This is a genomic window from Mycolicibacterium rhodesiae, from assembly GCF_002086695.1.
Lineage (GTDB): Bacteria > Actinomycetota > Actinomycetes > Mycobacteriales > Mycobacteriaceae > Mycobacterium > Mycobacterium rhodesiae.
In genome coordinates, this window is record NZ_MVIH01000002.1 from 547,757 (window position 1) to 561,111 (window position 13,355).

Genomic DNA, 13,355 nt, shown 5'->3' on the forward strand with positions numbered 1-13,355 from the left:
CAAAGATCGGCCGGTACGTCAGCGTCCTTGGCCGGGCGGCCCGGCGAAGGCTTGCGCGATGCCGAGCCACCGTGCGGCATCGGCTCCTTCGGCGACTATGTCGAGCTCGCGGCTCGGCCTGCGCTGGGTGACCAGGTAGCAGAAGTCACGCGCCGACCCGGTTACGCGTTGGGCCGCGTTCTCGGGTCCCCACGCCCAGCAGCTCCCGTCGGGCGCCGTCAGTTCGACGCGGAACGGGTCGGCCGGCGGGGTGAGTCCGTGCACGGTGAACGCGAAGTCGCGGGTGCGCACACCGAGGTGGGCGATCGACTTCAGCCGCGCCGACGGCGCGACCGCGACACCGAGACTGTCGGCCACGTCCAGGCCGTGCGCCCAGGTTTCCATCAGCCGGGCGGTGGCCATCGACGGTGCGCTCATCGGCGGCCCGAACCAGACCAGCTTGCGGCCGTCGGCCACCCCGCGCAGCGCGGCGTGCAGCTGCGTGCGGGTGTCTCGCCATTGCGCCAGTAGTTCAACGGGCGGGGTGAGCGCCAACTCTTCGGCGGCCTTGTCGACGAAGCCCGTCGGGTCGGCCTGGGCCGCGGCGAGCAGGGCGCCGAACGCGGGTTCGTCGGTGATCGACAGCAGCGACGCCCGATCGGTCCACAGCAGATGCGCGATCTGGTGGGCGATGGTCCAGCCGGGCGCCGGTGTGGACCGCGCCCAGCCGGACGGGTCCAGCGGCGCGACGAGGGCGTCGAGCGCGTCGCTCTCGTCACGCAGGTCGTCGATGATGGGGTCCGCGGCTGCCATGGGACGAACCTAGTCCCATCCTTGGAAACTCAGGTGCGACGCCCGACCGCGCTGTGCACTGCCAGGCCGAGCAGATAGACCGCCGACCCGACCAATGCCAAGACGGGGGAGCGGCCGTCGGCCGGGACCACCGCCGCGGCGACTGTGATCGCTGCGATGAACGAAATCCAGAACAACGAATCCTGCACGGCGAACACGTGTCCGCGCAGCGCGTCGTCGACGTCGATCTGCATGGCGGTGTCGGCGCACAGCTTGACCATCTGGCCGGCCAGTCCGAGCAGGAACCCGCACACGATCATCACCACCAACTGCAGGGTGGCGCCGGCCAGTTGGATGACGGCCGCACACACCAGCGCCCCGTTGGCGGTCGCGTACCGGCCCCACCGCTTGATCGACATCGGGGTCAGCACATTGGCCAGGAACGCGCCGAGGCCGGTGGCCGCGACGAAGATGACGGCGGTGCCCAGACCACCGACGGCCTGGGTGTCGCTGTGCCGCACGATGACCAGGACCAGCAGGGTGTTGATGCCGAACACCATCCGGTGGCTGGCCAGGCCGGAGAGCGTGGCCGCGACGGTGGGCGTGTTCAGTACCGTGCGTGCGCCGTAGATCCACCCGGTGGTGACGGCGTAGAACACCGAACCGTGCACGGCGCGGGCGGTGTCGTCCGGCCCGAGCACGTGCCGCGGAAAGCGCAGTGACAGCACGAACGCGACCGCGATCGGCACCGCCACCATCGACATGATGGTGGCCGCGCCCGCGTCGCCCGAGCCGAACAGCCAGCGCGGCAACAGCATGAAGTTCGCGCCGAGGAACGTGGCGGTGGCTCCGGTGGCGGTGGCGACGGAGTTCATCACGACGACCGACTGGCGGGGCACGACGTGCGGTAGCGCCGCCGACAACCCGGAGGTGACGAACCGGCTGAACCCGTTGACGATCAGCGCGCCGCACAGCACGGTCAGGTCGCTGGCCCCGACGGCCAGCAGCACCGCGACGCCGACCACCAACAGCAGCCTGGCGAGGTTCGCCGCGACCAGGACCGCCCGGCGATCCCAGCGATCCAGCAGTGCTCCGGCGAACGGGCCGACGATCGAGTACGGCAGGAACAGCACCGCGAACGCGCCTGCCACCGCCCACGGGTCGGCGGCCCGTTCCGGGTTGAACAACAGCCCGCCGGCGAGCCCGGCTTGAAACAGCCCGTCGCCGAACTGGCTGGCGGTCCGCAACTCGAGCAACCGCCAGAACTCGGGCAGGCTGCGCACGGATCGCCAGAGCGAACCGGGTGCGCGGGCGTCGACCATCGGACCAACAGTACAAATATCCACACGCGCCCGTTACCACAGCAACACCTAGCTGATGCCATGATGGTGGGGTGGCACAGTCCGAGGACCCCGAAGATTTCGTCGCGCCTGCGGCGAACCGGGTACGACCGGGAACGTTGCTGCTGGCCAACACCGATCTCATGGAGCCGACATTTCGGCGCAGCGTGATCTACGTCGTCGAGCACAATGACGGCGGCACATTGGGTGTGGTGCTCAACCGCCCCAGCGAGACCGCCGTGTACAACGTGTTGCCGCAGTGGTCGAAACTCGCGGCCAAGCCCAAGACGATGTTCATCGGCGGGCCGGTGAAGCGCGACGCCGCGCTGTGTCTTGGCACGCTACGGGTGGGCACCGATCCGCAGGGGATGCCCGGTCTGCGCCACGTCGCGGGCCGCATGGTGATGATCGACCTGGACGCTGATCCCGATCTGATCGCCCCGGCCGTGGAGGGGGTGCGGATCTTCGCAGGCTACTCCGGCTGGACCATCGGCCAGCTGGAGGGCGAGATCGAGCGCGACGACTGGATTGTGTTGTCCGCGTTGCCTTCCGATGTGCTGGTCGAGCCACGGGTGGACTTGTGGTCGCGGGTGTTGCGCCGCCAGCCGCTGCCGCTGTCACTGCTGGCGACGCATCCGATCGACGTCAGCCGGAACTGACCGCCGCCGCGCCGCGGCCCAGGCGGGCGGCGATCACCGCGCAGACGAACAGCTGGATCTGGTGAAACAGCATCAGCGGCAACATGATCAAGCCCACGCTGGCGGCAGGGAACAGCACCAGCGCCATGGGCAGCCCGGAGGCCAGACTCTTTTTCGACCCGCAGAACAACAGCACGATCGCGTCTGCGCGGTCCAGCCGGGCCAGCCTGCCGGTGATCCATGTGAAGGCCAGTACCACCGCGAGCAACACCGCGCTGACCGCGGCGACCGCCACCACCCGCCACGGCTGCACGCTGCTCCAGATGTGCTCGGTCATCCCGACCGAGAACGCGGCGTAGACGATCAGCAGGATCGAGCCGCGGTCGACCACCTTGGTCAGCGCCGCGTGCCGGGTCACCAGCGGCGCCAGCCACCGGCGCAGCAGTTGCCCGACGGCGAACGGCGCCAGCAGTTGCAGCACGATGTCTCCGATCGCGGAGCCGTCGACCCGGGGTGCCCCGCCGAGCGGCATCAGCACCAGAACGAGCAGCGGGGTCAGAAACACTCCGACGATGTTCGACAACGACGCGCTGACGATCGCCGCCGACACGTGCCCGCGCGCCATCGAGGTGAAGGCGATCGAGGACTGCACCGTCGATGGGACCAGGCACAGGAACAGCAGCCCGGTGTACAGCTCGTCGGTCAGAACCGACGGAACCAGCGCGCGGGCCGCGAGTCCGAGCAACGGGAACACCACGAAAGTGGTGCCCAGAACCAGCAGGTGCAGCTTCCACTGCCGCACCCCGTGCCAGGCCTGCTGCGGTGAGAGTCGCGCGCCGTACAACAGGAAGAGCAGGGCGATGACGATCTTGGTTGCCAGCGACAGGGCGTCGGCCGGCGTCCCACGGGCCGGCAGCACGGTGGCCAGCGCGACGACTGCGACAAGCAGCAGCAGGAACGGGTCGAGTCCGACGCCGCGACGCAGCGCGCGCATCAGGTCGCCGAGCGACTCACTTGCAGGACAGCGTGCAGCTCGCGCAGCTCCCTGCGCAGCCGCTGGCCTGAGCTTCCCGTCGCGCGGCGTATCGGGCGCCCTGCCAGGAGCCGGCGCCGATCGTTCCCAGAGCGCCGATCACGCAGACGATCAGAACCAGCAGCCCCGTGCGTGCGGGTGCGGCCAGCGCGACCACTCCGCCCGCCGCCAGCATCACTGCCGCGGCCAGTTGGGTCGGTGCGACCGCACGCGTGACCTGGGCGGTGACGTCAGCGCCGGGCGGTCGGGTCAGTGTCCACGCGCCCGAGCCGCCGACAAGGACGGCCATTCCCAGGCACACCAGGCCGACGATGAACATGGGGCCACAATACGAGCCCGGGTTCAGTGCGGCAGAGCGGGCACCGCCGGAAGGACGGCCGGAGCGGGTGCGGGGGCCGGTGCCGACGCATCGGTCAGCGGCGCCGCGGCAGGTGCGGGGGCTGGGGCGGCCGTCGGCGACGAGACCCGGAAGCCGTTGACGATGGCGTCGGTCGCATCCGCGGTGGCGACCACCTGGTTGGCGGCGGTCGTCACGTACAGCGACACCAGGTAGCGGTCCGGCCCGGACTGGGCGATGACGTGGCGGCGCGAGGTGTTCAGCGTCATGTCGTTCTCGCGGTAGGTGCCCTCGATCAGCGACGACGGGAAACCGCCGAAATCGGCCAGCGAGGCGTCAGTGGCCTGCCAGTTGAACAGCTGCTGGCTGTCCACGTAGCCGTGGGTGATGGCTTCCTTCGGATCGAAGTCACCGACCAGCTTGTAGACCTTCAACTGGGCGTTCGAGGTGTACAGCCCGTCGCCGCCGAGCCGGTCGGCGAGCACGGTGAACGCGTCGGGCACGTTCGGATCGGGTACGACGGTCCAGCCGCGCGGCATGGGAAGCACCAGGTTGAGCGCAGTGAATCCGCTGGCCTTCTGCGGCTCCATCTTGACGCCCTTGTCCTTGAAGAAGTCGGCAAGGGTGCCCGACGCGGCCGGGGCCAGGGTCTCCGGAGCTGCCACGGCAGGCGCGATGGCCGGGGCGGCGACCTGCGGAACAGCGGCGACCTGCGGAACAGCGGCGACCTGTGGGACGGCGGCCGGTGCCGCGGCGGGCGCGGCGGCGGGGACGGCGTTCGCATCCGCGACCTCGGGGGCGACCGTGACGGTCTGGGTGACGGTGACGGGCGCGGGCAGAACGGGAACGACCGGATCCGCTGACGCGTTCGCGCCGGTGAAACCGAGGACGGCGGCCGTACCGGCGGCCATCCCACCTACTACCACCCGCCAATTACGGGCATTCGTGATCATCGCAACTGTCCTTTTCGACACGGTCGGGCCAGGTAAGACCCCTTGTCAGGAGGCCGACTGTATCGGCCCGCCGGGCAGGCCGGATAGGGCTGGAACAGAGCTGGAACCAACCGTCGACCGCACTGCAATCCATCCGAGACCGGGCTGTTGCACAGGGTGCGACCAGGGTCACACAGCGCTATCGCGGGGGTGGACCGGTGAACGGCCCTTATACCCTGTGTGCGTGACCGAAACCCCGACCGCCGCACCGCAGGGCAGCGCAGACGCCGACACCCCGCGGTTCCGCTACACCGCCGAGCTGGCCGGACGGATCGAGCGCACCTGGCAGGACAACTGGCAGTGGTGGGGCACCTTCAATGTCCCGAACCCGGTCGGGTCGCTGGCACCCGCCGACGGGTCGGCCGTCGCGGACGACAAGATGTTCGTCCAGGACATGTTCCCCTACCCTTCCGGTGAGGGTCTGCATGTCGGACATCCGCTGGGTTACATCGCCACCGACGTCTACGCACGCTATTTCCGGATGACCGGACGCAATGTGTTGCACGCGTTGGGTTTCGACGCCTTCGGCCTGCCCGCCGAGCAGTATGCGATCCAGACCGGCACCCATCCGCGGATCCGCACCGAGGCCAATATCGTCAACTTCCGCCGCCAGCTGGGCAGACTCGGCCTGGGGCACGACCAGCGGCGCAGCTTCTCGACCACCGACGTGGACTTCTACAAGTGGACCCAGTGGATCTTCCTGCAGATCTACAACGCCTGGTTCGACACCGAGCAGAACAAGGCGCGCCCGATCGCCGATCTGGTCGCCGAATTCGATTCCGGCGCACGCACTCTGGACGACGGCAGGCAATGGTCCGCCCTGTCCGCGGGTGAGCGAGCAGACGTCATCGACGGCTACCGGTTGGTCTACTTGGCCGATTCGCTGGTGAACTGGTGCCCGGGGCTTGGCACCGTGCTCGCCAACGAAGAGGTCACCTCCGAGGGTCGCAGCGAGCGCGGCAACTTCCCGGTGTTCCGCAAGCGGTTACGGCAGTGGATGATGCGCATCACCGCCTACTCCGATCGGCTGCTCGACGATCTCGAGGTGCTGGACTGGCCGGAGAAGGTCAAGACCATGCAGCGCAATTGGATCGGCCGATCCACCGGAGCGTCGGTGCTGTTCGACGCCGACGGCGCGGACATCGAGGTCTTCACCACCAGGCCCGACACCCTGTTCGGGGCCACCTACCTGGTGCTGGCTCCCGAGCATGAGCTGGTCGACCAGCTCGTCGCCGCGCAGTGGCCGGACGGGGTGGACCCGCGGTGGACCAACGGTGCCGACACCCCGGCCGCGGCGGTCGCTGCCTATCGGCGCTCTATCGCGGCCAAGTCCGACCTGGAACGCCAGGAGAACAAGACGAAGACCGGCGTCTTCCTGGGTGTCTATGCGACCAATCCGGCTGACGGGCAACAAGTTCCGATCTTCATCGCCGACTACGTCCTGGTCGGCTACGGTACCGGCGCGATCATGGCGGTCCCAGGACACGATCAGCGGGACTGGGAGTTCGCTACCGAGTTCGGCCTGCCGATCGTCGAGGTGATCTCTGGTGGCGACATCTCCGAGGCGGCCTACACCGGTGACGGTGCGCTGGTGAACTCGCAGTACCTCGACGGCCTGACGGTCCAAGACGCCAAGAAGGTGATCACCGAGCGGTTGGAGGCGGACGGACGTGGCCGCGCCCGCGTCGAATACAAGCTGCGGGACTGGCTTTTCGCGCGGCAGCGGTACTGGGGCGAGCCGTTCCCGATCGTGTACGACGCCGACGGCCGGGCGCATCCGCTGCCCGAATCGGCGCTTCCGGTGGAGCTGCCCGACATCGCCGACTACGCGCCGGTGATGTTCGACCCGGACGACGCCGACAGCGAGCCGTCCCCGCCGCTGAACAAGGCGGACGAGTGGGTGCACGTCGAACTGGATCTCGGTGACGGCCTGCAGACCTACACCCGCGACACCAATGTGATGCCGCAGTGGGCGGGCAGCTCCTGGTACGAGCTGCGTTACGCGGACCCACACAACCCGGATACGTTCTGCGCCAAGGAGAACGAGCAGTATTGGATGGGCCCGCGGCCGGCCGAGCACGGCCCGGACGACCCCGGGGGAGTGGACGTCTACGTCGGCGGTGTCGAGCACGCGGTGCTGCACCTGCTGTACTGCCGGTTCTGGCACAAGGTGCTGCACGACCTCGGACATGTCAGCTCTCGCGAGCCGTACCGCCGCCTGGTCAATCAGGGCTACATCCAGGCGTTCGCCTACACCGACTCCCGCGGTGCTTACGTACCGGCCGCCGATGTCGTCGAGCGGGACGGGAAGTTCTTCCTGCCTGGCGACGACGGCGACGCTCGCCCGGAAATGGAGGTGTTCCAGGAGTTCGGCAAGATCGGCAAGAGCCTGAAGAACTCGATCTCCCCGGACGAGATCTGCGACGGCTACGGAGCCGACACGCTGCGGGTGTACGAGATGTCGATGGGCCCGCTGGAGGCGTCCCGGCCCTGGGCGACCAAGGACGTCGTCGGCGCCTACCGCTTCCTGCAACGGGTGTGGCGGCTGGTAATCGACGAGTCCACCGGCGAGACAAGGGTTTCCGAGCACGAGGCGCTCGACGAGGACACCCTGCGGCTGCTGCACCGCACGATCGAGGGTGTGTCCGAGGACTACGCGGGCCTGCGCAACAACACCGCCGCGGCCAAGCTGATCGAGTACACCAATTACCTCACCAAGGAGGGCATCAGCGCGCGGGCGGCACTGGAGCCGCTGGTGTTGATGGTCGCGCCGCTCTCGCCGCACCTGGCCGAGGAACTCTGGCAGCGGCTGGGGCATCCGAAGTCGTTGGCGCACGGGCCTTTTCCGGTGGCTGACCCGCAGTACCTGGTGGACGACACCGTCGAGTACCCGGTCCAGGTCAACGGCAAGGTCCGCGGACGCATCACCGTTGCCGCCGATGCCGACAAGGCCGGTCTCGAAGCGGCCGCGCTCGCCGACGAGAAGGTCCAGGCCTTCCTGGCCGGTGCCACCCCGAAGAAGGTGATCGTGGTGCCGGGCCGACTGGTCAACCTGGTCGTCTAGCGATTTCGGCGCGCGCTAGCCGCGCGGCCGGACCACCACCTGGTGGGTGTGCGCGTCGGGCGGGCTGGCGATCACCTCGGCGACGATCCGGGCCACCGTCGAGGCCTTGAGGAACTTCGCCGGGTCGTACCGCCCGCCTTCGTAGGCGACCAGGTCCTGCTGCATCTCGGTGTCGACCCGGCCGGGGTGCACGCTGGTGACCCGCAATTCTGGGACGTCGGCGCGCAGGGAGTCGGCGAACGCACGCTGGGCGAACTTGCTCGCCGAGTAGGCGGCCAGCCCGGGCGAGGCGTTCAGCCCGGCGCCGGAGTTGATGAAGACGACGTGACCGCGGGCCGCACGCAGCGCCGGGAGCAGCGCCTGGGTGAGGGCGACGGCGCCGGTCACGTTGACCTCGAAGCAGGCCCGCCACTGCTCGGGCGTCGACTCGTCGAACCGTCCCGGGTATGCCACACCGGCGTTGTGGACCAGCACGTCCAGTTCGGCGAGCGGTTCGGCGGCGGCCTCGATCCCGTCGGGATCGGTGAGGTCCAGCGGCCAGGTGGTGGCGCCGAGGCGGGTGGCGACGGCGTCCAGACGATCGGACGGACGGCCCGCCAGCAGCAGTGTGTGGGTGGGGGCCAGAGCGTCGGCGATCGCGGATCCGATCCCGCCGCCGGCACCGGTGATCAACGCGGTCGGCACACATGCCACCCTACCGACGCGCGTTTCGCAGGTTCGCGCCGCAGAATGAACGCGTGGCATACGACCCGAGCTTCGGACCGACACAGTTGGCGGCCCGCGCGGCCTACCTTCTGCGCGGTAACGACCTGGGTGTGATGACCTCCGCGGCGCCGCTGCTCTACCCGCACATGTGGAGTTGGGACGCCGCGTTCGTCGCCGTCGGACTGGCCCCGCTGAGTGTCGAGCGTGCGGTCGTCGAACTGGACACCCTGCTGTCCGCGCAGTGGACCAACGGGATGATCCCGCACATCGTGTTCGCCAACGGCGTCGACGGGTACTTCCCCGGCCCGGCCCGTTGGGCTACCTCGGCGCTCGCAGCGCACGCCCCGCGCACCCGGCACACCTCGGGGATAACCCAGCCGCCGGTGCATGCCATTGCGGTGCAACGCATTCTGGATCGCGCCCGTACCAGGGGCCGGTCCACCCGCGCGGTCGCCGAGTCGTTCCTGGACCGCCGGTGGCCGGATCTGGTGCGCTGGCACCGCTGGCTGGCCGAGGCGCGCGACCAGAACGAGCACGGTCGCGTCACGCTCTATCACGGGTGGGAGTCCGGCATGGACAACTCGCCGCGCTGGGATTCCGCGTACGCCAACGTGATTCCCGGCAATCTTCCGGAGTATCAGCGCGAGGACACCCACATCGTCACCGACGCCAGCCAGCGCCCGTCGGACACCGAGTACGACCGGTATCTGTGGTTGCTCGAGGAGATGAAGTCGGTCCGTTACGACGACGATCTGCTGCCGAAGGTGATGAGTTTCGCCGTCGAAGATGTCTTCGTGTCAGCGATTTTCGCGGTCGCCTGCGATGTGCTGGCCAATATCGGCGAGGACTACAAGCGGCCCAACGCCGACGTCCGCGACCTGTACTCGTGGGCTGAGCGGTTCCGGACCGGCGTCGTCGAGACCACCGACCAAAGGACCGGTGCCGCACGCGATTTCGACGTGAGAGCGGACAAGTGGATCGCGACGGAGACGGCCGCGCAGTTCGCCCCGCTGCTGTGCGGCGGCCTGCCGCACGATCGGGAACGGGCGTTGTTGCGCGTGCTGGAGGGCCCGCGGTTCTGCGGGCATCCGGACCTGCGGTACGCGGTGATCCCGTCGACGTCGCCGGTGTCCAAGGACTTTCGGCCGCGCGAGTACTGGCGCGGGCCGGTCTGGCCGGTGTTGACGTGGTTGTTCTCGTGGGCTTTCGCGCGCCGCGGATGGTCGGAGCGTTCGCTGTTGCTTCGGCAGGAAGGCCTTAGGCAGGCCAGCGACGGCACCTTCGCCGAGTACTACGAACCGTTCACCGGCGAGCCGCTCGGCAGCATGCAACAGTCCTGGACCGCGGCCGCGGTCCTCGACTGGCTGGGTTAGAAGCCCTTTAGCTCTCGGCCTGCTCGGCCAACCGCTCGAGCGGCCGCAGTGCCTTGGCCAAGGTCTCCCGCTCCTCGTCGCTCAGCTTCGAGAGCAACGCGGCCAGGTTGGCCCGCCGGACCGCCAGCGCCTCGCGGTGCTGCACCAGCCCCTGCGGCGTGACCTCGACGAGCACTGCCCTCAGGTCCGATGGATCGCGCGACCGCTTGACCAGACCGAGTTTCTCCAGCCGGCGGATCGCCACGGTGGTGGTTGGGGTGCGCACCCGTTCGCGTGCGGCCAGCTCGGTCATCCGGATCGGACCCTGATCCAGCAGGGTCAGCAGGATGGACAGCTGTGCGAGGGTGAGGTCGGCTCCGGCGGTGGTCGACTTGGTGTCGGCGCGGCGCAAGACCGAAAAGAGCTTCGACAGGACCCGCTGTAGGTCCCCGGACAGGTCAGTGACCTGCGGCTCGGCCTCAATCATAGTTCGCTAGTCTAACCGGTCCGCGGTTGTCAACCGCGCGATACGCGGTATTACGCGGCCGAGTTAAAGAACTTGCGACAGGAAGCGCTGCAGACGCTCGGTCTCGGCGGCGCTGAAGATGCGATCCGGCGGCCCGGATTCGACCACCTGGCCGTAGTCCATGAAGACCACCGAGTCCGCCGTCGACTGGGCGAAGCCCATTTCGTGGGTGACGACGACCATCGTCATCCCGTCCGAACCCAGCTCGGCGATCAGCGTGAGGATCCCTTTGACCAGTTCAGGGTCGAGCGCCGAGGTGGCCTCGTCGAAGAACATCACCTGTGGCGCCATCGCCAGCGTCCGCGCGATCGCGACCCGCTGCTGCTGACCACCGGAGAGTGTGGCCGGCCGAACCTCGGCTTTGTGCTTCAACCCGACCCGGTCCAGCTGGGCGAGCGCGAGTTCGCGGGATTCCTCGGCAGACAGCCGCTTGAGCTTGCGCGGCCCGAGCGCGACGTTGTCCACCACGCTGCGATGCGGGAAGAGGTTGAACTGCTGGAACACCATGCCGATGCGTTGCCGGAGCGCATCGGGATCGTCGTGCAACACCGACTTGCCGTCGAGCAGGATGTCCCCGCGGTCCGGCTCGTAGAGCCGGTTGAGCGTGCGCAGCAGTGTGGATTTGCCCGACCCCGACGGGCCGATGACCGCCGTCGTGGCGCCGGCGGGCACCTCTAGGTCCACGCCGCGCAAGACCTTGTTGGTGCCGAACGCGAGGTGAATGTCCTTGCAGGCCAGCGAAACCGGTTCATGAAGTGACGCCATCACACCATCTCCTGGCTCGTTGTGCTCGGCGCCAGCGGGTCCTCGTCGGGCTGAGTTCGACCGCGGCGCAGCCGGGCGTCGATGTAGTTCACCAGGTGCGTCAACGGGATTGTCAGCAACAGATAGAACAGGCCGGCCGCCACCAACGGCGACAGGTTGCCGGTCTGGGCGTTGAGATCGCGGCCCACTTGGAACAGCTCGCGCTGGCTGGCCACCAGCCCCAGGAAGTACACCAGCGACGACGCCTTCAGCAGCGAGATGAACTGGTTCACCAGGGCGGGTAGCACCCGGCGGATGCCTTGTGGGACCACCACCAGCCGCATCGAGGAGGAGTAACTGAACCCGAGCGCGCGGGACGCTTCCAGCTGGCCGGCGTCCACACTCTGAATACCGGACCGGAAGATCTCGCCGATATAGGCCGCGGCCATCAAGCCGAGCGCGGCGATGCCGAGCGGGAAGGGGTTGTTGCCGGTGATACCACCGACCACGGGCCCGATGCCCAGACCGATCAGGAGGATGATCACCACCTCGGGCAGACCCCGGAAAATGTCGGTGTAGACCCGGGCCGGCCAGCGCAGCCAACGCGACCGGGAGATCCCCGCCACGGCCAGCACCATGCCGAGCAGCAATCCGATCACGCTGGCGCAGACCGTCAGGATCAACGTGTTGGGCAACCCGGTGGTCAACAGGTCCGGGATGGCCTTCTTGTAGAGGTCCCAATCCAGGAACGACTCCCGCAGCTGGGTCAGCACCGATTTCGGCGCCGCCGCCCCGGCGGCGGGTTTCTCGTGAGCGGCGGCGATCGCGGCGAAGTCGGGCAGCTGCGGAACCGGCGCGGCTTTCGAGCCCGGCTTCCAGCCCGGCGGCAAAGCCCGCGGCACCCACTCCGCGTACAGCTTCGACCAGGTGCCGTCGGCGATCACGGCGTCCAGGCCGGAGTTGAGCGCGTCGATCAACGGCTTGTTCTCATTCGCGACCGCATATGCGACGAAATTGTCCAAGCTGAAGGTGTTTTCGACGATCTGTGCCGGGTCGCCGGGCTTGACCGTTCCGACCGCCTGCTGCGAGGGCGCCACCCACGCGTCGATCTGGCGGGTCTTGAGGCTGGCGTAGACGGTGTTGTAGTCCGGAAACTTCACCGGTTGCAGATGCAGCGTGTCGACGAGGTAGGCCTCTTGAACGGTGCCCTGCACCACGCCGATCCGCTGGCCGGGCCCGAGCTGTTGAAACCCGGTGATCGCCGAGCCGGACGGGACGACCAACGAGAAGTAGCCGAAGTCGTAGCCGTTGGTGAAGCCCACCGTGCGCCGCCGCGCGTCGGTGGTGGTGATCGACGACGACCCGACGTCGAAGCGCCGGGCCGCCACCTGGGCGAGCAGACCGGAGAACTCGGTGCCGACGAATGAGATCTTCAGGCCGAGCTTGTCGGCGATCGCCCGCAGCAGTTCGTTGTCGAACCCGGTGAACTGCCCCTTCGAGTCGATGCAGATACTCGGCGGTGCGTCCGACAGCGTGCCGACCGTCAGTGTGCCCGGTGTGATCAGTCCGAGCGCGTCCCGGTTGACCGACGTCAACGGCTGCACCGTGGCGGTGGTGTATTTGTCCTCGTCCGGTCCCTTGGCTGCAGCGGCGAGGTTCGTCGGCAGCGCGCTGGCCGAATCGACTCCCGGCGGGGCGCACTGGTCTGCGCCCGCCGGTGCGGCGGCCACCAGGCCGGCGATCATCAACAGGACCGAGAGCAGTGCCGCCAGACGTATGCCGGCCCGCGGTGTCCGGTCGCAGTGAACAGCCATCATTAGCAAGGTACTGCCCGCGGCAATCGCGGTGCGCCT

The 13,355-nt window shown here is 68.3% G+C and carries 12 protein-coding genes; 3 read left to right on the forward strand and 9 right to left on the reverse strand.

The genetic code is table 11. From position 1 onward, the window contains the following. Positions 1-18: 18 nt before the first annotated feature. Both BST42_RS06530 and BST42_RS06535 read right to left on the reverse strand, forming a co-directional pair. Positions 19-792, reverse strand: coding sequence for a TIGR03084 family metal-binding protein (locus BST42_RS06530; RefSeq protein WP_083117737.1), 774 nt, complete (start codon positions 790-792; stop codon positions 19-21). Between the two features lie 29 nt (positions 793-821). Further along, positions 822-2,093 (reverse strand): MFS transporter, encoded by a 1,272-nt coding sequence (locus tag BST42_RS06535; protein ID WP_083117738.1) that lies wholly within the window; start codon positions 2,091-2,093, stop codon positions 822-824. 71 nt (positions 2,094-2,164) lie between these two features. Between BST42_RS06535 and BST42_RS06540 the strand changes: the two genes are divergently transcribed. Next, on the forward strand, positions 2,165-2,770 hold the full coding sequence (locus tag BST42_RS06540) for a YqgE/AlgH family protein (protein WP_083117739.1): 606 nt from the start codon (positions 2,165-2,167) through the stop codon (positions 2,768-2,770). Here the strand turns inward: BST42_RS06540 and BST42_RS06545 are convergent. From BST42_RS06545 to BST42_RS06555, 3 genes are read right to left on the reverse strand one after another with little or no spacing between them, the layout of a single operon-like run. Further along, positions 2,757-3,743: a bile acid:sodium symporter family protein gene (locus BST42_RS06545; protein WP_083117740.1), complete on the reverse strand. Its 987-nt coding sequence runs from the start codon at positions 3,741-3,743 to the stop codon at positions 2,757-2,759. The two genes, BST42_RS06540 and BST42_RS06545, sit on opposite strands and share 14 nt — an antisense overlap. Before the next feature lie 16 nt (positions 3,744-3,759). After that, the gene (locus tag BST42_RS06550; protein ID WP_083117741.1) at positions 3,760-4,101 is read right to left on the reverse strand and encodes a hypothetical protein; all 342 of its coding nucleotides are present in this window, start codon (positions 4,099-4,101) and stop codon (positions 3,760-3,762) included. Positions 4,102-4,124: 23 nt separating this feature from the next. Further along, positions 4,125-5,072 carry an LpqN/LpqT family lipoprotein gene (locus tag BST42_RS06555; RefSeq protein ID WP_083117742.1) on the reverse strand — a complete coding sequence of 316 codons (948 nt, stop codon included), beginning with the start codon at positions 5,070-5,072 and terminating at the stop codon, positions 4,125-4,127. Positions 5,073-5,295: 223 nt separating this feature from the next. Here BST42_RS06555 and leuS point away from each other — a divergent pair, with 223 nt between their 5' ends. After that, a complete protein-coding gene (gene leuS / locus BST42_RS06560) occupies positions 5,296-8,175 on the forward strand; it encodes a leucine--tRNA ligase (RefSeq protein ID WP_083117906.1) in 2,880 nt (959 codons plus the stop codon). Between the two features lie 15 nt (positions 8,176-8,190). Here leuS and BST42_RS06565 read toward each other — a convergent pair whose 3' ends face one another. After that, positions 8,191-8,859: an SDR family oxidoreductase gene (locus BST42_RS06565; protein ID WP_083117743.1), complete on the reverse strand. Its 669-nt coding sequence runs from the start codon at positions 8,857-8,859 to the stop codon at positions 8,191-8,193. A 53-nt stretch (positions 8,860-8,912) separates the two neighbouring features. Between BST42_RS06565 and ggh the strand changes: the two genes are divergently transcribed. Beyond that, positions 8,913-10,253 carry a glucosylglycerate hydrolase gene (gene ggh / locus BST42_RS06570; protein WP_083117907.1) on the forward strand — a complete coding sequence of 447 codons (1,341 nt, stop codon included), beginning with the start codon at positions 8,913-8,915 and terminating at the stop codon, positions 10,251-10,253. A 7-nt stretch (positions 10,254-10,260) separates the two neighbouring features. Here ggh and BST42_RS06575 read toward each other — a convergent pair whose 3' ends face one another. The 3 genes from BST42_RS06575 to BST42_RS06585 form a co-directional block, all read right to left on the reverse strand. Beyond that, positions 10,261-10,719: a MarR family winged helix-turn-helix transcriptional regulator gene (locus tag BST42_RS06575; RefSeq protein ID WP_036342236.1), complete on the reverse strand. Its 459-nt coding sequence runs from the start codon at positions 10,717-10,719 to the stop codon at positions 10,261-10,263. Positions 10,720-10,782: 63 nt separating this feature from the next. Then, positions 10,783-11,523: an amino acid ABC transporter ATP-binding protein gene (locus BST42_RS06580; RefSeq protein WP_083117744.1), complete on the reverse strand. Its 741-nt coding sequence runs from the start codon at positions 11,521-11,523 to the stop codon at positions 10,783-10,785. Next, positions 11,523-13,316 (reverse strand): ABC transporter substrate-binding protein/permease, encoded by a 1,794-nt coding sequence (locus BST42_RS06585; protein WP_083117908.1) that lies wholly within the window; start codon positions 13,314-13,316, stop codon positions 11,523-11,525. The genes BST42_RS06580 and BST42_RS06585 overlap by 1 nt, the downstream gene beginning before the upstream one ends. Positions 13,317-13,355: the final 39 nt, after the last annotated feature.

Coding starts and splice junctions, on each gene's coding strand:
- BST42_RS06530 (WP_083117737.1), bottom strand. CDS start 792: ATGGCAGCCGCGGACCCCATCATCGACGACCTGCGTGACGAGAGCGAC.
- BST42_RS06535 (WP_083117738.1), bottom strand. CDS start 2,093: ATGGTCGACGCCCGCGCACCCGGTTCGCTCTGGCGATCCGTGCGCAGC.
- BST42_RS06545 (WP_083117740.1), bottom strand. CDS start 3,743: ATGCGCGCGCTGCGTCGCGGCGTCGGACTCGACCCGTTCCTGCTGCTG.
- BST42_RS06550 (WP_083117741.1), bottom strand. CDS start 4,101: ATGTTCATCGTCGGCCTGGTGTGCCTGGGAATGGCCGTCCTTGTCGGC.
- BST42_RS06555 (WP_083117742.1), bottom strand. CDS start 5,072: ATGATCACGAATGCCCGTAATTGGCGGGTGGTAGTAGGTGGGATGGCC.
- BST42_RS06575 (WP_036342236.1), bottom strand. CDS start 10,719: ATGATTGAGGCCGAGCCGCAGGTCACTGACCTGTCCGGGGACCTACAG.
- BST42_RS06580 (WP_083117744.1), bottom strand. CDS start 11,523: ATGGCGTCACTTCATGAACCGGTTTCGCTGGCCTGCAAGGACATTCAC.
- BST42_RS06585 (WP_083117908.1), bottom strand. CDS start 13,316: ATGGCTGTTCACTGCGACCGGACACCGCGGGCCGGCATACGTCTGGCG.